The 23,498-nt window shown below is 50.8% G+C and carries 17 protein-coding genes; 12 read left to right on the forward strand and 5 right to left on the reverse strand.

Features of this window, described 5'->3' with window-relative positions; translation table 11 throughout:
* Positions 1-21 precede the first annotated feature (21 nt).
* The gene (locus tag IPL32_05885) at positions 22-2,415 is read right to left on the reverse strand and encodes an ATP-dependent Clp protease ATP-binding subunit (GenBank protein ID MBK8465343.1); all 2,394 of its coding nucleotides are present in this window, start codon (positions 2,413-2,415) and stop codon (positions 22-24) included.
* A 180-nt stretch (positions 2,416-2,595) separates the two neighbouring features.
* Complete coding sequence (locus IPL32_05890) at positions 2,596-3,114, reverse strand: DUF1232 domain-containing protein (GenBank protein ID MBK8465344.1); 519 nt, start codon at positions 3,112-3,114, stop codon at positions 2,596-2,598.
* Positions 3,115-3,211: 97 nt separating this feature from the next.
* On the opposite strand from IPL32_05890, the gene pta reads away from it, so the two are divergent.
* Positions 3,212-4,216: a phosphate acetyltransferase gene (pta, locus tag IPL32_05895; protein ID MBK8465345.1), complete on the forward strand. Its 1,005-nt coding sequence runs from the start codon at positions 3,212-3,214 to the stop codon at positions 4,214-4,216.
* 21 nt (positions 4,217-4,237) lie between these two features.
* The gene (locus IPL32_05900; GenBank protein MBK8465346.1) at positions 4,238-5,506 is read left to right on the forward strand and encodes an Nramp family divalent metal transporter; all 1,269 of its coding nucleotides are present in this window, start codon (positions 4,238-4,240) and stop codon (positions 5,504-5,506) included.
* Positions 5,507-5,654: 148 nt separating this feature from the next.
* Here IPL32_05900 and IPL32_05905 read toward each other — a convergent pair whose 3' ends face one another.
* Positions 5,655-6,566 carry a lysophospholipid acyltransferase family protein gene (locus IPL32_05905; protein ID MBK8465347.1) on the reverse strand — a complete coding sequence of 304 codons (912 nt, stop codon included), beginning with the start codon at positions 6,564-6,566 and terminating at the stop codon, positions 5,655-5,657.
* A gap of 178 nt (positions 6,567-6,744) precedes the next feature.
* Between IPL32_05905 and IPL32_05910 the strand changes: the two genes are divergently transcribed.
* The 3 genes from IPL32_05910 (at position 6,745) to IPL32_05920 (ending at position 9,293) form a co-directional block, all read left to right on the forward strand.
* The gene (locus IPL32_05910) at positions 6,745-7,617 is read left to right on the forward strand and encodes a fatty acid desaturase (protein ID MBK8465348.1); all 873 of its coding nucleotides are present in this window, start codon (positions 6,745-6,747) and stop codon (positions 7,615-7,617) included.
* A gap of 84 nt (positions 7,618-7,701) precedes the next feature.
* Entirely contained in the window at positions 7,702-8,586 is an 885-nt protein-coding gene (locus IPL32_05915; GenBank protein ID MBK8465349.1) for a HAMP domain-containing histidine kinase, read from the forward strand.
* Positions 8,583-9,293 (forward strand): response regulator transcription factor, encoded by a 711-nt coding sequence (locus IPL32_05920; GenBank protein MBK8465350.1) that lies wholly within the window; start codon positions 8,583-8,585, stop codon positions 9,291-9,293. The genes IPL32_05915 and IPL32_05920 overlap by 4 nt, the downstream gene beginning before the upstream one ends.
* On the opposite strand, the gene IPL32_05925 is transcribed toward IPL32_05920, so the two are convergent.
* Both IPL32_05925 and IPL32_05930 read right to left on the reverse strand, forming a co-directional pair.
* Positions 9,260-10,750 carry a hypothetical protein gene (locus IPL32_05925; protein ID MBK8465351.1) on the reverse strand — a complete coding sequence of 497 codons (1,491 nt, stop codon included), beginning with the start codon at positions 10,748-10,750 and terminating at the stop codon, positions 9,260-9,262. The two genes, IPL32_05920 and IPL32_05925, sit on opposite strands and share 34 nt — an antisense overlap.
* Complete coding sequence (locus IPL32_05930) at positions 10,744-11,508, reverse strand: SGNH/GDSL hydrolase family protein (protein MBK8465352.1); 765 nt, start codon at positions 11,506-11,508, stop codon at positions 10,744-10,746. The genes IPL32_05925 and IPL32_05930 overlap by 7 nt, the downstream gene beginning before the upstream one ends.
* A 102-nt stretch (positions 11,509-11,610) precedes the next feature.
* On the opposite strand from IPL32_05930, the gene IPL32_05935 reads away from it, so the two are divergent.
* The 7 genes from IPL32_05935 to IPL32_05965 all read left to right on the forward strand — a co-directional run bounded on the left by IPL32_05935 (position 11,611) and on the right by IPL32_05965 (position 23,476).
* Positions 11,611-12,036, forward strand: a complete 426-nt coding sequence (locus IPL32_05935; protein ID MBK8465353.1) for a PaaI family thioesterase — start codon at positions 11,611-11,613, stop codon at positions 12,034-12,036.
* A gap of 91 nt (positions 12,037-12,127) precedes the next feature.
* Positions 12,128-13,966, forward strand: coding sequence for an ABC transporter ATP-binding protein (locus tag IPL32_05940; protein MBK8465354.1), 1,839 nt, complete (start codon positions 12,128-12,130; stop codon positions 13,964-13,966).
* Positions 13,967-14,203: 237 nt separating this feature from the next.
* Positions 14,204-19,453: a hypothetical protein gene (locus tag IPL32_05945; protein MBK8465355.1), complete on the forward strand. Its 5,250-nt coding sequence runs from the start codon at positions 14,204-14,206 to the stop codon at positions 19,451-19,453.
* A 249-nt stretch (positions 19,454-19,702) separates the two neighbouring features.
* Positions 19,703-20,551, forward strand: a complete 849-nt coding sequence (locus IPL32_05950) for an alpha/beta hydrolase (GenBank protein MBK8465356.1) — start codon at positions 19,703-19,705, stop codon at positions 20,549-20,551.
* Between the two features lie 15 nt (positions 20,552-20,566).
* Positions 20,567-22,066 (forward strand): low temperature requirement protein A, encoded by a 1,500-nt coding sequence (locus tag IPL32_05955; GenBank protein MBK8465357.1) that lies wholly within the window; start codon positions 20,567-20,569, stop codon positions 22,064-22,066.
* The gene (locus tag IPL32_05960; GenBank protein ID MBK8465358.1) at positions 22,063-22,596 is read left to right on the forward strand and encodes a hypothetical protein; all 534 of its coding nucleotides are present in this window, start codon (positions 22,063-22,065) and stop codon (positions 22,594-22,596) included. Before IPL32_05955 ends, IPL32_05960 begins: the two co-directional genes overlap by 4 nt.
* 37 nt (positions 22,597-22,633) lie before the next feature.
* Entirely contained in the window at positions 22,634-23,476 is an 843-nt protein-coding gene (locus IPL32_05965; protein ID MBK8465359.1) for an alpha/beta hydrolase, read from the forward strand.
* Positions 23,477-23,498 lie beyond the last annotated feature (22 nt).

Genomic DNA, 23,498 nt, shown 5'->3' on the forward strand with positions numbered 1-23,498 from the left:
AACACACATTTGGGCGAGGGGCTATGCTTTTTGGATAAGTTCCTTCTCTTTCTTTTTGGTGCCGACCTCGTGGAAGGCGAGTTTGTCGTCTACTGCTGATATCTCGATTGTGCTGGCGTCGTTGATCTGGCCTTGGATTAGGCCTTCTGAGAGTTCGTCTTCGACGTATTTTTGGAGAGCTCGTTTAAGCGGCCTTGCGCCGTATTTGCGGTCGGAGCAGGTTTTGTCAATAAGCCATTTGCGGGCAGAATCTGTGAGGACGATCTTTAGCTCACGGTTTTCGACGATCTTGTTCAGCTTGGCGACCTGTAGGTCAATGATGTGCAGAAGGTCGTCTTCTGTAAGTTCGTCAAAGATAATAATTTCGTCGAGGCGGTTGATAAATTCCGGAGCAAAGGTCTGCTTGACCTGAGACATAACTTCTTCTTCCACCCGTTCGCGGCCCGTATCGGAGTTTGACTGAAAACCGAGCGAGGCGCGTTTTTGAATGACGCGCGCACCGAGATTTGAGGTCATTATAAAGATCGCGTGTTTACAATCGACCGTCTGTCCGAGCGCATCAGTAAGCACACCATCCTCAAAAACTTGCAGCAGAACATTGAAAAGATCAGGGTGTGCCTTTTCAACCTCGTCAAACAAAACGACCGCATATGGCGAGCGTCGGAGTTTTTCGGTAAGCTGACCTCCTTCTTCGTGGCCGACATATCCGGGAGGCGAGCCGATAAATTTCGAGACCGAGTGTTTCTCCATAAATTCGCTCATATCAAAGCGAATGAGCGAACGCTCCGAGCCGAATAGATATTCCGCGATAGATCTTGCAACCTCAGTTTTGCCGACGCCAGTCGGCCCGAGAAAGAGAAATGAACCAACTGGACGGTTTGGATTTTTGAGGCCGGCCCGCGAACGGCGTATCGCTCGAGCAAGTGCTGAGATCGCAGGACGCTGAGAAACGATGCGCTCATGCAGGGCTAATTCGATCGTCAATAATTTTTCAGCTTCCTGCTGTTTGACTGACGAAACCGGAACGCCGGTCCAGCGTGCGATCACGTCGTCAACGTCGTCCTTCGTAACCTCGACCGCAAAAAATGTTTCTTCCAGCGAACGCAGCTCGTAAGAGATCAACTGATCTTCGTTAGCAGCGGCTCGTTTCCAGTTTTCGACGGTTTCCTTCCACGACGGCTCGCCGCGATTTTCGTGTTGATACCGCAATTTTGCACGGGCACCGGCTTCGTCGAGAACATCAATGGCTTTATCGGGTAAAAAACGGTCGGCAATGTAACGGTTCGACTGTGTAACGGCTGCCGAAAGAGCTTCTTTGGTATAGCGAAGCTGGTGAAACGCCTCATATCGCTCTACAACTCCCCGTATGATCACCAGTGCTTCAGCCTCGGTCGGCGGCTCGATCTTTACGGCCTGAAAACGGCGTTCGAGGGCTCGGTCCTTTTCGATGGTCTTTCGATATTCACTAGGCGTTGTCGCACCTATACATTGAATATCACCTCGAGAAAGCGCGGGTTTTAAGATATTGGCGGCGTCAAGCGTTCCTTCGGCTGAGCCTGCCCCGACAAGCGTATGCAGTTCATCGATGAAAACGATATTCTCACTGCTCTCTTTCAACTCGGCCATTATTTTTTTGAGGCGCTCCTCAAACTGGCCGCGATATTTTGTGCCTGCAACGACTAGCGAAAGATCGAGCGACAATACGCGTTTGTTCTCAAGAAATGTCGGGACGTCCTTGTCAACTATCCGCTGTGCCAAACCCTCGACGATCGCAGTTTTGCCAACGCCCGATTCACCTATTAGTACAGGATTGTTTTTTGTTCGACGGCACAAGATCTCGATGATGCGTACCATCTCATCCGCACGTCCGACAAGCGGATCGAGGCGGCCTTCGGCTGCATCAACAGTAAGATCGCGAGTGAATTCCTGTAAACCCGGAGTTTTTGAATTTTCCTTGGTTGCCGCAAGCACGCCGGGTATGCAGCTCTGTCGCGACATCTCGTCGCGAATATCATTCTGACGAAGGCCGTAACCAAAAAGTATCTCAGCCGCAATGCTCTTCTCCTCACGGATAATGCCCAAAAGGAGATGCTCCGGGCCGATGTGACGGTTCTTTAACTGACGGCTTTCGTCGTTTGCATAGAAAAGGATCTGCTTGGTCGAGTTTGAGAGATGAAGCTCTGATGATTGCGGAATCCTGTCGCGGACAACGATCCTTTCTTCCAGATCGCGTCGGATACTGTCAACTGTAAGCGGGTGTCTGAACGGAAAAAAGCGAGCCGAGAGCGTCTTGTCCTCACGCATAAGGCCGAGCAAAACATGCTCGGGCGCAATCACCTGGGAACCGTATTGGAGAGCTTCGTATCGGGCAAAAAAGATAACCCGACGGGACCGCTCCGTGTAGCGTTCAAACATAGGATTCTATTCGCAGCACTTTCGTTAACGGACAACATTATAACGAAAAGTGAGCGGACAACAAGAACTATTTCAAAGTATCAGATCTTACGAGCTTCGGAAGAATACAGTTGCAAAAGCGAGGGAAATCCACAATAAATTCAATTATTTAGCGCAAAAACCCGAAAAAATTTTCACCGGCTAATTTGCCATCTTTGAATGGGCATCGATCTTCACGTTTTCGTCCATCGTTAACTCGCGAACGATGGCTTCGTCTTTATTAGTAATACTGCGGAGGATCTTGCCTGCCGGAGCCAATTCAACTCGAGAAGTAATTACCCGCGCAACTCTGCGCGGAAGGAATTTTGGAGCAATATTCGCTATCGAATCGGCTAATCCAACAATATCGCCGCCGCCCGACCAATGCTCACGAACAACAGATTCATCACTGCGATTGACCAGTCGCAAAAGGACCAAAGCAACCACATAAAGATCGTCAACCTGGCCGATAAAGGGAAAAACGTCCGGAATAAAATCGAGCGGTGAAATAACATAGGCGATCGCGGCGACAAACAGAGCTTTTTCGGCGGTCGGCACACGCGCATCTTTGAGCAAACGTCCCAAAAGCATCACCATATTCGGCAAAAACATCAAAAAACTGCGCATGCGGCCTTTTAGCTCATTCTTCTCTTGCCGTTTTAACTTGTTTTGTTTGCTCATGTTTTTATTTCACCTGTTCTTTCAGTCTAAAAACAACCTGTGGTTTGTGCAAGTTTGGTGTAGATCGGTTGTATGGTAAATTCAATGACAGCTAAAGATGATCCTGCAAAAGATCCGCGAGCGAGCCGCCGCCGATATACAACGCATTATTTTGCCCGAGGGCGAAGACGTTCGCACCGTCGTTGCAGCGGCTATTTGCGCTAACGAACACATAGCGAAGATCACGCTTTTGGGCAATGAGGAAAAGATCAGGTCGCTTGCTTCCGAAGCCGGAGCGAATCTTAACGGCGTCGAGATTCTCGACCATCGAAAGTCGCAAGATTTTGGCAAACTCGCGACGCTTTATCATCAGATGCGGCACGCTAAAGGTGTCACTCTCGAAGAAGCCGAGCAAACAGTAAAGGATCCTCTGTATTTTGGCAACCTAATGGTCCGTGAGGGGAAGGCTGACGGCTCTGTCGCCGGTGCAACGAATACAACAGCTCACACGGTCGCTGCGGCTCTGCGATGCATCGGCGTGCGGCAAGGTATGAAAACCGTTTCGAGTTTTTTCCTGATGGTCGTGCCAGATAAGAGTTTTGGCGAAAAAGGAGCAATGATCTACGCCGATTGCGGAGTCGTGATCGACCCGGATGTCGGTGAACTTGCCGAGATCGCTATTGCGTCAGCCGATTCGTGCCGCGCTCTTTTGCAGGCAGAGCCGCGTGTTGCGATGCTCTCGTTCTCAACAAAAGGCAGCGCAAAACACAAGCTAATTGAAAAAGTTGTCGAAGCAACAAAGACCGTCCGTGCCCGTATGCCCGAACTCGCCATCGATGGCGAACTCCAGGCAGACGCTGCTCTCGTACAATCTGTCGGTGATTCAAAAGCTCCCGGCTCTCAGGTAGCAGGCCGAGCAAACGTCCTGATCTTCCCAGATCTCAACGCCGGCAACATCGCCTACAAACTAACCGAACGCTTGACCGGCGGCACCGCCATCGGCCCCATCCTCCAAGGCCTAGACCGCCCCTGCAACGACCTCTCCCGCGGCTGCAAAGCCGAAGACATCGTCGACGCGGTCGCGATCACTGCAGTACAATCGCAAGCACGAAAGCTAACCTAGTGCTCTCATTCCGTTTTTAAAATGGACCGCAAAAATAATCCGATCAAACGCTTTCTCGACCGTCTTGGCCCGGGTTTGATCACGGGTGCGTCAGATGATGATCCTTCAGGTATTGGAACATATACGCAAGCCGGAGCCGCGCTTGGGTATGCGACGCTGTGGACGGCGGTTGTGACGCTTCCGTTGATGATCGTTGTGCAGCACATCTGCGCAAAGATCGGGATGTGCAGCGGCCGCGGGCTTGCGGGAGTGTTGAAAACGCACTATTCGCGCTGGCTGCTATATCCTGCTGTAGCGGGCCTTGTTATTGCTAACACAATTAATGCAGGCGCGGACATCGCAGCGATCTCAGCGGCAATCAATATGTTCATCCCCATACCGATCTCGGTGATGGTATTACCGATAGCCTTGGCGATCGTAGTCTTACAGATCTGGGGATCCTATAGTTTGATACTCAAGATATTCAAATGGCTGTCGCTGTCGCTATTTGCATACGTTATTGCAGCGTTTCTTGCAAAGCCTGACTGGTTTGCCGTGGCGAGAGCGACAGTCATTCCACAGATCTCATTTACCGCAGAATACATCACGACCGTAGTTGCAATACTAGGCACAACCATCTCGCCGTACCTTTTCTTTTGGGAAGCAGGAGAAGAAGTCGAGGTAGAAAAAAGCGAGGGCCGAACAACATTGCCGGAGCGAGAGGGTGCGACCAACAAAGAGATCAAAAAGGAAAAGATCGATACGATAATCGGAATGCTTTTTTGCAACGTAGTTTTTTACTTCGTGATACTTGCGGCCGGAGCGACTCTGCACGCGTCAGGACAAACAAATATCCAGTCTGCGACCGAGGCAGCAGAGGCTCTAAAACCGCTTGCCGGAAATCTCGCAACCGTTCTTTTTGCTATAGGACTGATCGGTGCAGGACTGCTTGCCATTCCAGTGCTGACGGGGTCGGCAGCTTATGCGGTAGCAGAAACATTTGACTGGCCTGCCGGGCTCGACGAAAAACCACGCCACGCAAAAAGATTCTATGCGGTCATTGCCATATCGACGCTGGTTGGCGTCCTTATCGACTTTGCAGGTATTAACCCGATCAGCGCTCTTTTCTGGACAGCAGTAATAAACGGCCTCGTGGCTCCGCCATTGCTCGTTGTTGTCATGCTCGTCGCCAACAACAAACAAGTAATGGGACCGCGGACGAATGGTACATTCACAAACATCGTCGGCTGGCTTGCCGCCGCTCTTATGTTTGCGGCGGCTGTCGGCATGTTCCTGACGTGGGGCGGTTAACTGCGGTTCAATCCCAGGCGAGAAAGCACGGATAAACTTATTGCGAAATGGGAAATGCTGTTAGCTCCTGGTCAATAGCATGTTCGGCTTCGGTCACGATTCGCACCATGCCTACTTTGCTGCTGGCACGATCTGTATCGTCGGCGTATCAGTATAATTCGCTCTCACCCGGCGGCCTTGTTTTCCAGCGTCGATGAATCCAGATCCATTGCTCGGGATAAGCTCTGATAACTCGTTCGGTGGCGGCTACGCAAAGAGCTGTTGTTTCTACGATGTCGTGTCTTCGATCACCAGTGTTTACCGGTTCAATGATCTTGTCGTGGACGATAAAGTATTTGCCTTTTTCCTCGCTCCAGATCGCGAACGCGGGCACGATCACGGCATTTGTTCGCAGGGCGAGCATTGCGATGCCGCTTGCCGTACAAGCCGGAATGCCGAAAAATGGAACGAAGACTCCCTCTTTCGGATGTGAGTTTACATCCGCCAAAATACCGATCGTGCCGCCGCCGCGCAGGCTGCGTAAGATCACTGCTGCTGAATTCGTCTTGTCGATCTGCTTGTTCCCAAGCCGTGTTCGGATGGCGAGGATCATTTCCTCAATACGTGGATTGTCCATTCGTCTCGCCAGAAAGCTGAGGGGCTCGAAAAATACAGGATACGAGAAGGCCTGTAATTCCCAATTACCTAAATGGCCGCCAAGTATTATGCGGCCACGGCCTTCGGTTTTTGTTTTTTCGTACTGTGCGGCAAATTCAGGATCGAGATCGTACTCGATCATGTCGGTTATATTTTCAGCAGTCAGTTCGCCAAATTTGCTGACCGTCGCCATCACACGTCCGAGATTTTGAAAAGCCGCTTTTAGGATCTTTTGTCGTTCGGCCTCGTGCTTTTCAGGAAACGCAAGTTCGAGGTTTCGCAGACCGGTATTTCTTAATTTTCTTAATAAATGAAATGTGAGCCGCCCGGCCGATATACCAACCCGATTCGCAGCGTCGTTTGGCAAAATGCGCAGAAATCCGAGCACGCTGCGAGCAACAGCGTATTCTACCCATATTTGCATTGAACTCTTCTTTGCCATGCGGTGACCAACTGTTACTTTAGGGGCAAAACCGGCGTAATTCAATGTTCGTTTAACTCTTACAAAACTCTTACAATTACTGCCGTTCAAACCTGTTACTGTTAAATGCGGACGATCAAGTGTCCTATCTCATTAAGCCATCACTAAGGTTTAACATAACATGCAAAATATCATCGAATTCTCACCCTCACGAGCAGAGAAACTAAATTGGAACACGATAATTTTCGTATCGGCATTTCATTTAGCGGCTGTTGCAGCGCTGTTCACTTTTAGCTGGCAAAATTTGCTGGCCGCGTTTTTATGCTGGTGGGTCGCCGCGAGTTGGGGCGTCGGCATCGCTTATCACAGGCTTTTAACGCACCGCGGATTTACAACATCGAAATGGATGATGCGTTTTCTCGCAACGTGCGGCACGCTCGGACTGCAGTCCGGCCCAATCACATGGGTTACAACCCATCGTCTGCATCACGCATTTACCGATCAGGAGAAAGATCCGCACAGCCCGCGTGAAAAAGGTTTTTGGTGGTCGCATATGGGCTGGATATTTAAGGGTACTGCTCAGAATCAGTCGGAGGCGACAAGACAGCGATATTCGCCCGACCTGATGAAGGACCCATATCTGCGGTTCTTGGACGAATATTATTACGTCACAACTTTGATACTTGCCGGAGTTTTATTCGCGATCGGCGGTTGGACCATGGTCCTTTGGGCAATCGTAGCGCGTGTGACGGTTAGCTGGCATTTTACCTGGCTTGTAAATTCAGCAACGCATCTGTGGGGCTACAGACGTTTTGAGATCCGTGACGATTCGCGAAACAATGCATTGGTCGCCGCCGTCACATTTGGCGAAGGCTGGCACAATAACCACCACGCATTTCCCCGCAGCGCAAAACACGGCCTGAACTGGAAAGAATTCGACATTAACTGGTATCAATTACAGATCATGGAAAAACTTGGCCTGATCAGTAATGTTTATGCTTACGATCTTGAGACTGAGTCAGAAACTCCCAAAGAACTCAGAATAGCGGCTTAGGTTTTGATGTATAAAGGTGAATGGTGAGTGGTGAATGTCTGATCGACATTTGCCATTCACCATTTTGCATTTACCATTGAATCAATGCGTCGGCGTAAAACAGCAGTCTTCTTCCTGATATTTGGCATCAGCCTCTCGGTGCTGGCGGTCGCTCTCAACGTTGGTTGGATCATATTGAGTGTCCGCGAAGTAGCCTTGCTCGTTTTTGGCGTTGTCTTTTTTATCTTGATAATTACGGGGCTGATCCTCAACACTATCTTTTTGTTTCGCGAGATCCAACGCAACGAACAGCACGACGCTTTTATGAATGCCGTCACCCACGAACTAAAAACCCCCATCGCATCGATCAAGCTGTATCTCGAAACACTAAAGGCGCGCGACCTCGATAAAGACAAACGTAACGAATTCTACGACATCATGCTCTCTGACAACCAGCGACTGCTTGACACGGTGGAGCAGGTCTTGCAGGCAAGCCGCACGCGCGAAAAACAGCGGCTGATGAATCTTGTCGAGATCGACCTGAGCGATCTGATAAGCGATACCATAAGAACTGTTCGCGAACAGCGGCATCTCGACGAATCGACGATCAGATTTCCCGTTACCTCTGAGAGCATAAAGGTGCTCGGCGATCGCGACGAATTGCGGACCGCAATTACTAACCTGCTCGACAACGCGATCAAATATTCCGACGGACAACCAAAGATCTCTGTTAGGTTAAAATCTTCGGGTGCAAAAACTGCTGAAATTTATATTAAGGATAATGGAATTGGCATCAGTCGCGGTAATCTAAAGCGCGTTTTCAAAAGATTTTACCGCGTCCCGAACGCAGCAGATACTGCCGCAAAAGGCACCGGCCTCGGACTCGCGATTGTCCGCTCGATAGTCGAAAAACACGGTGGACGCGTAAAAGCCGAGAGCAAAGGTGAGGGAAAAGGGACGACATTTTTTATACAATTGCCGCGAGCATGAAAATTCTAATTGTCGAAGACGAACAGCATCTGGCCGACGGCCTGCGATTTAATCTTGAGGCCGAAGGCTACGAAGCCGAGATCGCGGCAGACGGCGATGTCGCACTTACAAGATTGAACGAAGGGGCCTTTGACGCAGTCGTGCTCGACGTGATGCTGCCCAAAGTCAATGGATTCGACGTAGCAAAACAGATGCGAGAACGTGAGGACTACACGCCGATCCTGATGCTCACGGCACGCGGCCGTCCGGAAGATGTGCTTTTGGGCTTTGAAGCGGGGACTGACGATTATCTTGCAAAGCCGTTCGATCTCGAAATTTTTCTTGCTCGGCTCAACGGCCTTTTGCGGCGGCGGCAATGGATCCGTAACGAATCAAAAACGCCCAATGCACTCGCCGGAGCGGAGATAAATGGCCGCCATATTGACTTTGAAAACCTCGAACTAAGAAATGGCGAAGAGATCGTCCACCTCACGCTGATGGAAACAAAGTTGCTGCAATACCTCATCGAAAACGAAGGCCGCGCCGTCTCGCGAAAGGCCATTCTCGAAGAAGTCTGGCAACTGCAGGAAGACACCGACACGCGTGCGATCGATAACTTCATTGTTCGCCTTCGCAAGCATCTCGAAGACGAGCCCAATAATCCAAAGATTCTACAGACCGTTCGCGGCGTCGGCTATCGGTTTGTAAAAGCGAACGGATCAGCGTAGTCCATTCTCGCCAACACCTTTACCGCGGCTCGCCAATTTTCATGCAATTCGAATCGCCAAAGTTCTATTTCGGACGAAACTGTCATTGCAAAAAACTCAAAATCACGATGAAAACTCCAGGCTGGAGCCGCAAGATAAATGAGAGCCGGTTTGTCGAGAATTTCGCGGCCGTCGAATAGATTTGCGGCGTCCAATAATCCACGCCGACGCTGAAGCTCGACCTTTCGCCAATAATCGGCGGCCTGAAAGATCACTTCCCTGTCAGGCTGAGTCTTTAGCTCAATTATGACCAGACGTCCGTCTTTGCGAAGAGCAAGCAAGTCGATCTTGTCGTTGGACGAACGAAACTGATTGTAGATGGGCGATAGGATCAGATTATCGTCGAGCAGTTTGATATTGCGGCGTAGAATGGATTCGAGCCATGCCTCGGGAGCGGTTCGATAGTATTCGTGGCGCTTATTCGGAGACTCAGCCGCTCGATTGATCTCAAGGAGTTCGACCAATTCTTCTAACTCATTCCAGCTTTCGTCCGACAATATCCGCCGTTCGCGGCCAACACCAAACCAAGCCTTTTCCGCTCCAAGCATCGTCCGCACACGGGCAAACGGTAAGCCCATAAACCGAAGCGTCTCGCCCTGCTTTGAATAAACAACATCAATTCTGTCCGGCGAAAGCTCGATGATTTTTTGCGCGGTTATGCTCGGCTCAGGGCGTTTGGGAAGCGCGAGTTTTTTCGCCTTCTCACGCCAAAGCTCACGAATTTTCCTTTTGGGCATTTGGATGAGACGCGGTCGATCCGGTTTGCGATTTATCTCGACGACCGTGATCCTTTCTTTCCAACGGTTAGTTAACAAAGCGTGCAGTTTTTGCGCGTTTTTCGCTTGCCGCTTTTCGCAAATGATCCAGATATCGAGAACAGGCTTTTTCTTTCTCAGTCCTAGCTTTTCGACCCAAAGTATTGCCGCCGTAAAGACAGTTTCGACTGTAAGCGTGGATGTCACGTCAGCGATTGCGGCCATCGGTATCTTTTCAGCCATATCAAAATTGATCTGCGCGAGTCGTCCGTTTTCTGTGTTGAGAGCGACGCGGCCAAGTTTTATGCCGGGATAATTATCGGTAATGAAAGCAGCGATCTCATTCGCTTTCTCAAGCCGTGCGAATTCAACCTCGGCTGCAAGGTCCGCCGCTGTGACACGTGGGATAAGCCGCATTATCTCTTGTTTCTTCGCAAAAGCTCCGGCAACATCGATAGTGATCTCGCCGCCTTCGTGGGCGAAACCATTCAGCCGCCACGAGTGAAAACCTTTGTCGTCGAGAAAGCCAAAATGTGTTTTCTCGCCGTCCTCAGCGATCTCGATCTCGTGTTTTTCCAAGGGAAAGGTTTTACCGAGATCGCGAACCAGCAGCCATTCGTGATGGCTGGCAACTATCTCGCGTAACTCGTCTGCATTTACCATTTATAGTTAGCTGCAAAGTATTTCATCATCGCCGCCGCCCAATCAGAATACCCTTGCTCCGAAGGATGAATGCCGTCGGCAAAAAATCCCTCGACCCGCACATCGACCGGCTGCGGATAGTAGAAAACGCGCTCCATATCACGCGTAAATTCACGGATATTGTCGTTATGCATTCGCGACAGTTTCCATAATATCGTCTTGATCGGAAACGGCATTATCGGTGAAAGAACTATCATCGGACAATTCGTAATAAAAATGACCGTCTCCGGATTCCTGGTGCGCAGCAGGCCGAGCAATTCGATCATATCGCACCGCCATTTGACTGGGCTTGATAACTTCATCACATCGTTGCCGCCGAGGCCGACAAGAATGTAGTCGAATCGTTCATCCGGCATTTGCGGAAGCAATTCGTCGATGGTTCGCCGGGCCGTAACGCCGTTTTTACCGAGCACTTTCCATTCAACGCTGCGGCCGAGATGCTGGCTCAATTGCTTGGCAAATTGCCCGGCGAGTGCAAGTTCGTGTGTACGAGCGCCGAGTCCGGCAACCGTTGATTCGCCGATCACAAATAGCTTTGCCGCGTCATTACCTTCGCCATATTTTCCGGATCTATCACCCGCAGCATCCGGCAAAACTCCGACCTTCCAACGAACGATCTGGCCTTGTATAAGCAAAAACGGTGAGATCGGCATTATCGCTGCGCCGCCAAGTTTGAAACGCCATTGCCAGGCACGCAAATTATTGCCGTTGTTGTCCATCTAAATCGTTATGTTAGAATTTAAAGACTCGAATGTTTTTGTCAACTCCGCGTCGATTTTTACTCATTATTCGTTCTTGCATAACGTTATTTCCGTTAAAAAATGACTGAACAAATAGCCCAAATCACGCCCGAGCAATATGCCTTCGCCGAGAACGCACTGCACAGCCTGCCGTTCGCAAAACTGATCGGTATGAAGCTCGTCGCTCTGCACCCCGACGAAGCCGTAATCAGCATCGAGATGCGCGATGACCTGCGGCAGCCCAGCGGCGTCCTTCACGGCGGCGTGACGGCAACGCTGATCGACACAGCAATGGCGTTTGCAGTGCGGACACGGCTGCCGATCGACGAAGCAACCGCGACCATCGATCTGACAGTTCACTATCTGCGGTCGCACATAACAGGCACATTTATTTGCACCGCTAAGATCGTCCGCGCAGGCAAACGGATCTTTACCGTCTCGGCAGACGTGGTAAATGAGAAAGGTAAATTGCTCGCGACAGGACTTTCGACATACACACGAGTTTAGCGAGTTTGCCGAGTTGAAAAGTTCCAGAGTAAAGAAGTAGCTTTGAAAACTTTGGAACTCTGCGAACTCCGGAACTCGCAAAACTATTTCAATGGAACAGCTCAAGAAATTCGCACGCTACTTCAAACCCTACAAGGGCACGATTCTGCTCGGGATCTTGTGTATTTTGGTGTCGATGTCGTTTGGGCTTTTCGTTCCGTACATGGTGGGTCAGGCAATCGACGATCTTGGCAAAGGCATCACGCGCGAAAAGGTGATCTATTATCCGATCGTCATACTCGCGATCAATTTGGCGAGCGGCATATTTTTGTTTCTGCAGCGGCGTTTGCTGATAAACACTTCGCGGCATATTGAGTTTGATATGCGGCGTGATTTTTACGCTTCGCTGGTCGATCAGCCGCTCGAATATTTTCAAAACACACGCGTCGGCGACCTTATGGCGCGTGCGACGAACGATCTCGCCGCGATCCGTCAGATCGTCGGGCCGATGATCCTTTACAGCTTTCAAGCCATTTTTGCGTTGTGCATTTCGCTGCCGATAATGCTCAACATTTCGGTCACGCTTACGCTGCTGCTGCTCATCCCGATGCCGCTCGTCACGCTGACCGTTAAGTTTCTCGGCGAACAAATTCACCGCCGCTTCGAAAAGATCCAGGAATTTTTCTCCGACATCAGTGCTAGAACACAGGAAAATCTCACCGGCGTCCGCGTCATCCGAGCCTACGCGCAAGAAGACGCCGAGATCGAGCAGTTCCAAGTTCTCAATCGCGAATACGCCGCGCAAAATCTGCGACTCGTAAAATACGCCGCCGCGATGCGACCGCTGTTGTTCTTTTTCATCGGCCTCGGCTTTGTAATTATCGTCGCAGTCGGCGTTCCGATGGCAGTTCGCGGTGAGATAACTGCCGGCGATTTTACGGCGTTCATTCTATATCTTCAGCGAATGATCTGGTACCTCATCGCTCTCGGCTACGTCGTCAATCTCTACCAACGCGGCACCGCTTCGCTCAAACGATTCAACGCCATTCTCGACGCCGAACCGGCGATCAAAGACGCCAACGAAACACGCGAACAGTCGCCGATAAAAGGCAAGATAGAATTTCGCAACTTGAACTTTTCTTACGAGAAGTCGGAACCACCTGCGGTAGTGGGTGGTACTGACAAGATCGCTAAGCCAGTTCTGCAAGACATCAATCTAGTGATCGAACAAGGCAAAACCGTCGCCCTCGTAGGCAAAACCGGCAGCGGCAAATCGACGCTGGTGAGCCTCATCCCTCGCCTGCTCGACGCTCCCGACGGCAATGTTCTGGTTGACGATCTGCCACTGTGTGAATACCCGATCGCTCAGCTAAGAAAAGCTATAGGCTTCGTCCCGCAGGAAACTTTCCTGTTCAGCGACACGCTGGCAAATAACATCGCGTTTGGAATTGATAATGGAAAATGGAAAATTGAAAATGGAGGATCGGATTCTAATTCTCAATTCTCAATTCTCATTTCTCAATTAAACATCGAAGATGCGGCCCGCATCGCCGGTCTCGCCGATGACGTCGACGGTTTCCCCGGCGGCTACGAACAGCTCGTCGGCGAACGCGGCATCACGCTCTCCGGCGGCCAAAAGCAGCGAACCGCAATTGCCCGAGCAGTCATGCGCGACCCGCGCATTCTTATCCTTGACGATTCACTAAGCGCGGTCGATACCTACACCGAAGAAACGATCCTCCACAACCTCCGCGACGTGCGCGAAAACCGCACAACGCTCATCGTCTCGCACCGCGTGTCCACGATCCGCGACGCCGACCTCATCTGCGTCCTCTCCGAAGGCCGCATAATCGAACGCGGCACCCACGACGAACTCCTCGCCCTAGACGGCGAATACGCCGACCTGTACGAACGTCAACTTCTTGAAGAAGAACTTGACGCTACAGAATAGATCCCGCAGCTAACTACCTAACGAAAAGATGAAAAAAGGGCTCTTTTGCCTCTTTTTTGTTTTCCGGGAGATTTAATCGTGCTGTTTTTACATATTGACATTTAGGGTAACTATGTCTATAGTCATTTCACCAAGTTAAAAACCCTGTCTGTAAAAGCTTCCGTTGCTAGTAAAAGCAAGGGCTATTGCATGATTTTGATACACACCTGATTGATTCAGGCCGGAGGACCGTTAGTTATGGGCAGCCGACAGCGTCTATCTCGTTCGAATATTCTTCGAAATTCCCTGTTTATCGGTTTTATTATTGTCTTCGCCGCATCCATGCCGCTCGCGATCTCCTATTCAAAGGACTTCTATGCAAGTTATGAAACAGAGAATTCCAGCGGCAGTTTTGTATTCGCCGGCAATATTTCCGGCAAGGTGTTTCAGGACTTTAACGGAAACGGGACGTTTGACACTACGTCTACAGTCGCCAATGACGGATTTGGAACAATCGGTTTAGCTATAGACCGTGGTGTTGCTAATGTCGAGGTGCGTTCCTACAACGCATCGGGAACAAATGTGACGACCGGAGGAGTAGTAATAACTGATGCGAGCGGTAATTACACAATAACAACAAATGACGTTGGCTCCGGTCCGTACAGAGTTGAATTTACAAATTTACCGGCGGGTTATCTGGCATCTGTCCGTAGCGCAGATTCGGTAAGCGGCGGCTCTGCGACGAACTCTGGTTCGACAGTGCAGTTTGTTTCGTCACCTGCAACAAACGTCAATCTTGCGGTCAACTATCCGGCCGATTACTCACAAAACAACCCGCAGGTTTTAGCGGCAATGTATGAATCCGGCGACGCGATCACCGGGCCAAACAACGGCCAGTCAGAAATGCTTAGTTTTCCATATTCGGCCGGAAGCTCAGACGCCACAACCGGTGCGACGGAATCGCTTTTTGATATGCCTACGGTTAATCCGTTGGACGTTCCCGCTAACCAAGTCGGTGCCACATTTGGCATGGCCTATGCGCGAAAGACGCGCACTATTTACGCCGCTGCATACTTCAAGCGTCACGCCGGCTACGGTCCGCAGGGTCCAAATGCGATCTATCGGATCAGCCGCACCGGCTCCGGTTCCGTTACAGGCTTCTTCACGGTGCCCGGAACCGCGACAAATGCTCACGACACGGCAAACTACACTCGCGACAACGGGAATACTGGCTGGAATGGCGTTGGCACAACCGGAGTTGGAGGCGTTGCTCTGTCGGAGGATGAATCGACTCTCTATGCGTTCAATCTCACAAACCGCACTCTTTATTCGTTGAACGCAACAACGGGCGTTCAGATTGCGAGCCAGGCAGCTCCGACAAGCCTACCTCTTCCGTCGGGAACTTGTGCGGCGGCTGATGCCAGGCCATTTGCGTTGACGGTTTATCGCGGCCAGCTTTATGCCGGTATGATCTGCAATGCGGCTTCGACCTCGAACGTTGATTCTTTTACAGATTCCAACAGCAACGGTGTTTGGGACGCAGGCGACTACTTTATCGATACAAATCAGAACGGCACTCGTAACAGCGGCGAATCATACTTCGATCTGGACGGAAACGGTTCATACACGGCACCGGAAACCTATACCGACACCGACGGCAACGGTATCTATAATCGCGGCGATGCTCGCGGGCTTCGTGCCTATGTTTATACGGTAAATCCAACAACACTTGCTTTCAGCGCATCGCCTGTATTTCAAATGGCTCTTAACTATCGACGAGGCCTTACCACACATACAACCGGTGCTATGGGTGCATGGCGCCCTTGGTCGAGCACTTATCGAAATGCGATCTTGGGATTACGGGTCGTCTACTCACAGCCGATGCTGACCGACATCGCCTTTGATAACGGCAACATGATCCTTGGATTCCGCGATAGGCTTAGCGATCAGGTCGGTAACGGTACTCAATCAAACCCTAGCGATGCCAGCACCGATAAGTACCAGCCAAGAGCAGCGGGCGATGTGATCCGTGCTTGCGGCACACCAAATTCGTGGACGCTCGAAAGCAACGGCCGCTGTAGTTCAAGCGGCTCTGCCCCGCAGAATGTTATGGAAGGGCCTGGCGGCGGTGAATTCTATTACGGTGATTCTTATGATCTGGCAGAAAGTTTCGTATCGCCGTCGGTTACTATCTCAGGAAAAGGCAGCAACCACGATGACATCGGCAACGGCGGTGTCGAGCAGCTTCCCGGAGCACCGGACGTAATAATTTCAAGCATCAACCCCATCGGGAACATTGCTAATGTCATTCACGACGGCGGTTTACGGTGGTTGAGCAATTCGACCGGAAATTATACTAAAGGATATAGACTTTTTAACGGACTGGGCGACGACGGCAATATATTTGGAAAGGCAGGCGGCACCGGCGGCAGCCTTGTTATTCTCTCAGACCCTGCACCGATCGAACTCGGCAACCGAGTCTGGCGCGACCTTAACAATAATGGTGTGCAGGATCCGAATGAAAGCGGAATTGACAAGGTCACAGTTCGTTTGTATCAAGGCTCAACACTCGTCGGAACAGCTGTAACGGATACCAACGGCGAATATTATTTCGTTTCAAGCACTGTTGCAGATTCCAACACGAACGATAATATTGGGCAAGTCAACGGCGGGATACTTTACAACACGTCGTATCAAATTCGTTTAGATAAGTCGTCAGACTATTCTTCCGGCGCTCTGTCTGGCCTGATATTAACAACCGCGAACCAAACGTCGCAGCTTGGCAACGACGATGCATCCGACTCAGACGCATCGAACGTAACAAATCCCGCAGGCTCTCCAAGTGGAACATTTCCTGTGATCAGCCTTACAACCGGTAATCCTGGGGCAAACGACCATACATTCGAAGCAGGTTTCCGCTCGGCTCCGACGCCTACTGCAACAGCGACTTTTACGCCGACGCCTTCAAACACGCCGACAAATACACCGACGAATACGGCAACGGCGACAGCTACAGCAACGAATACATTTACCCCAACGCCGACTGCGACTAATACGTTTACTCCAACGGCAACGAATACGTTTACCCCAACGCCGACTGCGACTAATACGTTTACTCCAACGGCAACGGCAACGAACACGTTTACCCCAACGCCGACTGCGACTAATACGTTTACTCCAACGGCAACAGCAACGAATACATTTACCCCTACCGCAACGGAGACTTTTACTCCGACGCCAACGGCTACTGAAACATTCACTCCGACAGCTACTGCGACGGAAACGTTCACTCCGACGGCAACGGCTACGGAAACGTTCACTCCAACGGCGACAGCTACGGAAACGTTTACCCCAACGGCTACGGCAACTGAGACGTTTACACCAACAGCAACAGCTACGGAGACATTTACTCCAACGGCGACGGCAACTGAGACATTCACTCCGACAGCAACTGCGACGGAAACATTCACGCCGACCGCAACCGCAACGGAAACATTTACACCAACGGCGACAGCTACAGAGACATTTACTCCAACGGCGACGGCAACTGAGACATTTACTCCGACAGCTACTGCGACGGAAACGTTCACTCCGACGGCAACGGCTACGGAAACGTTTACTCCAACGGCTACGGCAACTGAGACGTTTACACCAACAGCAACAGCTACGGAGACATTTACTCCAACAGCAACAGCTACTGAGACGTTTACACCAACAGCAACAGCTACGGAGACATTTACTCCAACGGCGACAGCTACTGAAACGTTCACGCCGACAGCAACCGCGACGGAAACATTTACTCCGACCGCAACCGCGACGGAGACATTCACGCCGACAGCTACTGCAACTGAAACGTTTACTCCGACGGCTACGGCTACGGAAACGTTTACTCCAACGGCTACGGCAACTGAGACGTTCACTCCAACAGCAACCGCGACGGAAACGTTTACACCGACTGCTACTGCAACGGAGACGTTTACTCCGACGGCAACTGCAACTGAGACATTTACGCCGACAGCTACTGCAACTGAGACGTTTACACCAACAGCAACAGCTACTGAGACATTCACCCCGACGGCAACAGCCACGGAAACATTTACGCCGACTGCAACCGCAACGGAAACGTTTACACCAACGGCGACAGCTACGGAAACGTTTACGCCGACAGCTACTGCTACTGAGACGTTTACACCAACGGCGACAGCTACGGAGACATTTACACCAACGGCAACAGCTACGGAAACATTTACGCCGACTGCAACCGCAACGGAAACGTTTACACCAACGGCGACAGCTACGGAAACGTTTACGCCGACGGCGACAGCTACGGAAACGTTTACGCCGACAGCTACGGCAACTGAGACGTTTACTCCGACAGCAACCGCGACGGTAACATTCACACCGACAGCAACCGCGACGAATACATTTACTCCGACGGCTACGGCTACGAATACCTTCACGCCAACGCCAACTGCGACGAGTACGTTTACACCTTCGGCAACGGCTACCGCGACAAATACGAATACGCCGACACCGACGCCGACGATCGCGTATGTGATCTCCGGTGTGGTGACATATGGTAATTCGAATTCGGGAACAAGGTTTGTGTCAAACGTGCAGATCAACGGTGCGGGTGCACCTCCGGCTTCTACGGTTACGGATTTCCCCAACGGAGCGTATGCTCTGACCGTTTTCAGTTCCGGGCCTTACACGGTTACACCATCTAAAGTGGGTGGCCAGAATGGATTTGTAACTTCACTGGACGCAGCCAGGATCACGCAGCATGTAACCGGTATAAATCTATTTACCACTGATATTCAAAAAGTCGTTGCTGATGCGAGCGGCAATGGCAACATTACGTCAAATGATGCTGCATTGGTTGGCCGTTACGTTACAGGGCTTGGGGAACCGTTAGGCCTTGCCGGAAAATGGAGATTTTTCGTGCCGCCGGGACCGCCATTCCCGGTTGGAGCCTATCCAACAAGCAGATTATACCCATCGCTCTCATCCAATATATCGGGTGACGACTACGTCGGCTTACTGATCGGCGAGGTGACGGGCAACTGGATAAACACCGGTGCAAGGCCTCTAAATGAAGGCGGCCCCGAAAGAAGTGGCGCTGTCGAGCTGCCAAATCTGTCGGCGCCTTTGGGCAAAGAGGTAATTGTGCCCGTGACCGTCAACGGCATAGCCAATAAGGGTGTTATCGCTTATGAATTCGATCTCAGGTATGATCCATCAGTGATTCAGCCTTTGGCCGAAGCTGTAGATTCGACGGGAACTGTCAGCCGCGGCCTTTCAGTCATCGTAAATGCGTTCGAGCCCGGCCTGTTGAGAGTAGTGGTGTACGGCCCGATGCCGATCGATGAGAATGGTGTACTCCTGAATCTTAGATTCACAGCGGTAGGAAAACCCGGCTCGATGTCACCATTAACTTGGGAACGCATCATCTTCAACGAAGGCGAACCGCGTGTAACCACGCTCGACGGCCAGGTCGAACTCTTCTAAGAAGCTGTGCCTTTGAGCCGTTTGCGCCTGTGACATTAAAGAGGCTGTCTGAAAAGGCAGTCTCTTTTTTTCTCGCAATAGTTGCAGAGAGGCATTCATCTGAAGAAACTCCGGTGCCTCGAAAAGGAATTCGAATTTACACAGCGAACGGTTGGATCGTTACAACTGTATTAAAATTTGCCGCAAAGGTTCTTGCAAAGTGTCAATAAACATTCCATAATTTTACATCTTTTCAATTTAGGAGGAACTATGAACGAATCAACTTTCGAAGGCGTCGGCGGCCTTAATATATCTATGCGCTCATGGCAGCCTGAAGGGCAACCGCGTGCGGTAATGATCCTTATACACGGATTTAATGCTCATAGCGGTTATATGACTTGGCCCGCTGAGCAGTTCGTGGCTAACGGCCTTGCGGCATACGCGCTCGATCTCAGAGGACGCGGCAATTCCGAAGGCGAGCGGTTTTATGTCGAGGAGTTTTCCGATTATCTTGGCGACGTCGATAAGCTCGTTAACATTGCCAGAGACGAAAATCCCGGCCTTCCGATATTTGTTCTCGGCCACAGCGCGGGCGGTGTCATCGGGACCTCGTATGTTTTTGAGCATCAGGACGAGATCGCCGGATTGATCTGCCACAGTTTTGCGTTCGATGTCGGGCTGCCGCATCTTGTTCAACTCGCGCTTGAAGGCATAGGAAAATTGTTGCCGCACGTTCACGTCTTTTCACTCAATAACGCAGATTTCTCACGCGACGCTGCCCATGTTGAGCGAATGAACAACGATCCGCTGATCCACAAGGAATCTCAACCGGCTGAAACCGCACGCGTTATGCTGCTAGCGGCGGATAGACTAAAAGAAAACATGCCGAGTTTTAAAGTTCCGGTCTTTATCATTCACGGAACCGAGGACAAGGCAACGCGTCCGGCAGGAAGCCAGTATTTTTACGATAATGCAGGCTCGACGGACAAAACGCTAAAACTCTACGAAGGCCACTACCACGACCTTTTGGCCGATACGGACAAGGAGATCGTGATGACGAATATTCAGGATTGGCTTGATGAGCGGATACCGGCGGAAAGCTCCGCTTCCGCTGCATAAAATATCGGCCACACGATGATCTTAGCAGAAGAGAAAGAAACGGCACCTGAATCGCGTCGGGCGAAAAACAGGCCGCGACTGCGCACTCTTGAGCCAACTGAAGGCGAACGTCATGCCAGTTGGCTCGAGTTGTTTTTTGACCTTGTTTTTGTGCTCGCGGTTGCAAAGACCGCCCATATTTTGACAGGTCACACCGACTGGATCGGGTTTCTGAAATTCGCAGCTTTGTTCTTTCCCATCTGGTATGCGTGGATCGGGTACACGTTTTACGCCGACCGTTTTGAAACCGAAGAACCAACTTACCGCATATTAATGTTTGCCGGAATGCTCGCCTTCATCGGGCTTTCGCAAACGCTGGATGGAGCGTTCACACCGGACGGCGACGGTGCGTTTATCGCCTGTTATGTACTGGTTCTTTTGATCCTTGTCATCCACTACGCAAGGGCGGCGTACTATGTTCCGCTGGCTCGACCGTATTGCCTGCAGTTTGTTTTCGGTATTGCAGCGTCGATCTTAATTCTTTTGACATCGCTGCTTTTTGAGCCGCCGGTTCGTTATGTGATGTGGGGCGTTTCACTGCTCCTCGAACTTGGGATTCCTTTTTTTAACATCAGGGCAACACGCCTAATACCCATTGACCGCTCACATATTCCCGAACGCCTTGGGCTATTCACTATCATCGTTCTTGGCGAAGCAGTGATCGCTACAGCAAACGGAGTCGGAGCTGTCGAATGGAATGCGGCGACAATAATCACGGCGTCCCTCGGGTTTGCGATGGCTGTATCTGTTTGGTGGATCAATTTTGATTTTGTTGAGGATAATGCCGTCAGGTCAAATTCTATTATTCGGCGCTTTGCTTATCTTTACGCACACTTTTTCATCGTTGCCAGCATCGTGATAATGGGCATCGGCGTCGAGCATGCCATAAAGGAAACTTCCAGCGATCACCTGCACCTTTCCACGATCGTTCTGTTGACCGGAGGAACCGTCTGCTTTTTGGCAATGATAACGATCATACGACTGATCACCGGAATTTGCAGTCTTGTTAAGGTCAGAGCCGTCGCGATCGCGGTTACACTTCTGCTGCTCTACTTTGGCAATTTTCTACCGGCAGTCGCTCTTGTCGCAGGGCTTTTTGTGGTGCTGCTTTTGAATATACTTATAGAAGACCGCCTCTCAGAAGAGTCTGAAATTGAGGAAAGTGAAGCTCCGCACCTTATGCCGTGTGAACATGCGTCTGAGATTCTCATATCTACCCCTAGAAGCGACAACGGTTGTGAGGAATGCAGAAAAAATAATTACAAATGGGTGCATTTGCGATTGTGCCTGGCCTGCGGACATGTCGGATGTTGCGATACCTCGATCCATAAACACGCAACTAAACACTTCCATACAGAAGGGCATCCAATAGTTGCTTCTCTTGAAAAGGGTGAAGAGTGGGCATGGTGCTATATCGACGAAAGATTCGTTCCGGGTCCTGGCGGAGTCGAGGTCGAAGCGTGGGGTAAACCGTGACGATAGAAAATGACATCCCCTTGCTAGACGAAATTCTGTCGAAGTTTTCCGGCAGTCTTGGCGGTGAACTTGCGGCGTATCGCAATCACGTTTATCGTATGGTCAATTTTTGTTTCGCTCAGACCGAATTGAGCGATGACGAAAAACAGATGATCGTGATCGCCGGATGTTTTCACGATCTTGGCATCTGGACGGCTGGAACATTTGATTACATTCCGCCGTCGAAAGCACTTGCGATTGAGTATCTAAACCAAAGCGGAGATAGTTCACTGGCTCCGCAGATCGAGCGAATGATCGGCGAACATCACAAACTGCGGCATTTCGAGGGAGATCGTCTAACCGAGATATTTCGACGCGGCGACCTCGCTGATTTCTCGCTCGGCATCGTAACGAACGGTATTCCGCGATCTTACATCAGCGAAGTAAAAGCTCGTTTTCCAAACGCAGGCTTTCACAAATACCTTGTCCGGCTAGCCGCCGGATGGATATGCAGGCACCCTTTGCGGCCTGTGCCGGTTTTGAAATGGTGAGGCCGCACAAAACGCAGCTAAAATTAAGGAGGTTAAGATGGCTACTATAAAAACAAGAGATGGAATAGATATATTTTACAAAGATCAAGGCAGCGGACAACCGATAGTTTTCAGTCACGGCTGGCCGTTGAGTTCTGACGATTGGGACGATCAGATATTTTATTTTGCGTCGCGCGGTTTCAGGTGCATTGCGCACGACCGCCGTGGGCACGGGCGTTCGACCCAGACTTGGGAAGGCAACGAAATGGATACCTACGCAGATGATCTCGCTGACTTGACTGCGGCGCTAGATCTTAAGGACGCGATTCACGTTGGCCATTCGACCGGAGGCGGCGAGGTCGCTCGCTACATCGGCCGTCACGGCACTTCGCGCGTGGCAAAGGCGGTGCTTATCGGCGCCGTTCCGCCGTTAATGCTCAAGACTGAGGCAAATCCCGGCGGCTTGCCGATCGAAGTTTTCGACGGCCTTCGAGAAGCTCATATAGCCGACCGAGCACAGTTTTTCATCGACGTTCCCAGCGGCCCTTTCTACGGTTTCAATCGTCCGGGAGCAAAAGTATCACAAGGTTTGATCAATAAATGGTGGCGACAAGGAATGATGGCCGGCGTCAAAGCGACCTACGACTGCATCAAGGCTTTTTCCGAAACCGACTTTACCGAGGACCTCAAAAAGTTCGACGTGCCGACGCTAATCATGCACGGTGACGACGATCAGGTTGTTCCGATTGACGATTCGGCGCGGCTTTCAGCCCAGCTTGTACCGAACGCCACGCTCAAGATCTATCCCGGCCTGCCACACGGGATGTGCTCAACGCATCATGAGATCATAAACGCAGACCTGCTTGAATTCTTTTCTTCCTCCAAAGCACTGACTGTTTAAAATGGAGGAACAATGGAAAAAA

It is taken from the genome of Chloracidobacterium sp., from assembly GCA_016711345.1.
Lineage (GTDB): Bacteria > Acidobacteriota > Blastocatellia > Pyrinomonadales > Pyrinomonadaceae > OLB17.

Bases quoted from the DNA above. Each gene is read 5' to 3' on its own strand.
- IPL32_05945 (MBK8465355.1), top strand. From the start codon at position 14,204: ATGGGCAGCCGACAGCGTCTATCTCGTTCGAATATTCTTCGAAATTCC.
- IPL32_05930 (MBK8465352.1), bottom strand. From the start codon at position 11,508: ATGGACAACAACGGCAATAATTTGCGTGCCTGGCAATGGCGTTTCAAA.
- pta (MBK8465345.1), top strand. From the start codon at position 3,212: ATGATCCTGCAAAAGATCCGCGAGCGAGCCGCCGCCGATATACAACGC.
- IPL32_05885 (MBK8465343.1), bottom strand. From the start codon at position 2,415: ATGTTTGAACGCTACACGGAGCGGTCCCGTCGGGTTATCTTTTTTGCC.
- IPL32_05905 (MBK8465347.1), bottom strand. From the start codon at position 6,566: ATGCAAATATGGGTAGAATACGCTGTTGCTCGCAGCGTGCTCGGATTT.
- IPL32_05935 (MBK8465353.1), top strand. From the start codon at position 11,611: ATGACTGAACAAATAGCCCAAATCACGCCCGAGCAATATGCCTTCGCC.
- IPL32_05910 (MBK8465348.1), top strand. From the start codon at position 6,745: ATGCAAAATATCATCGAATTCTCACCCTCACGAGCAGAGAAACTAAAT.
- IPL32_05890 (MBK8465344.1), bottom strand. From the start codon at position 3,114: ATGAGCAAACAAAACAAGTTAAAACGGCAAGAGAAGAATGAGCTAAAA.
- IPL32_05900 (MBK8465346.1), top strand. From the start codon at position 4,238: ATGGACCGCAAAAATAATCCGATCAAACGCTTTCTCGACCGTCTTGGC.
- IPL32_05920 (MBK8465350.1), top strand. From the start codon at position 8,583: ATGAAAATTCTAATTGTCGAAGACGAACAGCATCTGGCCGACGGCCTG.
- IPL32_05925 (MBK8465351.1), bottom strand. From the start codon at position 10,750: ATGGTAAATGCAGACGAGTTACGCGAGATAGTTGCCAGCCATCACGAA.
- IPL32_05965 (MBK8465359.1), top strand. From the start codon at position 22,634: ATGGCTACTATAAAAACAAGAGATGGAATAGATATATTTTACAAAGAT.
- IPL32_05940 (MBK8465354.1), top strand. From the start codon at position 12,128: ATGGAACAGCTCAAGAAATTCGCACGCTACTTCAAACCCTACAAGGGC.
- IPL32_05915 (MBK8465349.1), top strand. From the start codon at position 7,702: ATGCGTCGGCGTAAAACAGCAGTCTTCTTCCTGATATTTGGCATCAGC.
- IPL32_05955 (MBK8465357.1), top strand. From the start codon at position 20,567: ATGATCTTAGCAGAAGAGAAAGAAACGGCACCTGAATCGCGTCGGGCG.
- IPL32_05950 (MBK8465356.1), top strand. From the start codon at position 19,703: ATGAACGAATCAACTTTCGAAGGCGTCGGCGGCCTTAATATATCTATG.